Origin of the sequence: Mycobacterium syngnathidarum (assembly GCF_001942625.1) — a bacterium.
In the GTDB taxonomy this organism is placed as follows: domain Bacteria; phylum Actinomycetota; class Actinomycetes; order Mycobacteriales; family Mycobacteriaceae; genus Mycobacterium; species Mycobacterium syngnathidarum.
Window position 1 is genome coordinate 1 of record NZ_MLCL01000009.1, and the last position, 413, is coordinate 413.

At 69.0% G+C, this 413-nt stretch carries 1 protein-coding gene; it reads left to right on the forward strand.

Annotated features, from left to right (window positions below):
- On the forward strand, window positions 1-413 hold a 413-nt coding region (locus tag BKG60_RS02390; RefSeq protein ID WP_131827497.1), incomplete at both ends, for an HNH endonuclease signature motif containing protein.

Below are 413 nucleotides of genomic sequence, written 5' to 3' on the forward strand. Positions count from 1 at the left end.
GGGTATCTGCCCGGGTACGGCATCGTGCCCGCCGAGAGCGTGCGCAAGGTGGCGGCTACCGCCAAGATCAAACCCGTACCCTTGCCGGTGCCAGCCGAGCCCGGCGAGGCGGCCGAATCCGCCGAGCGTGCGGTGGCCGAGGATCCCGCCGGTGTGGGTGAGCCGCGGTATCGCCCCTCGGCGGCACTGTCGGAGTTCATCCGGTGGCGTGATCTGACCTGCCGGTTCCCCGGCTGCGACGCCCCAGCCGAACGCTGCGACATCGACCACACCGCGCCCTGGCCCGCCGGGCCGACGCATCCGTCCAACACCAAGCTGTACTGCCGGGCCCATCACCTGGTCAAAACTTTCGTCAAGGGCTGGACGGACCGTCAATACCCCGATGGCACAGTCGTTTTCACCTCACCGACCGG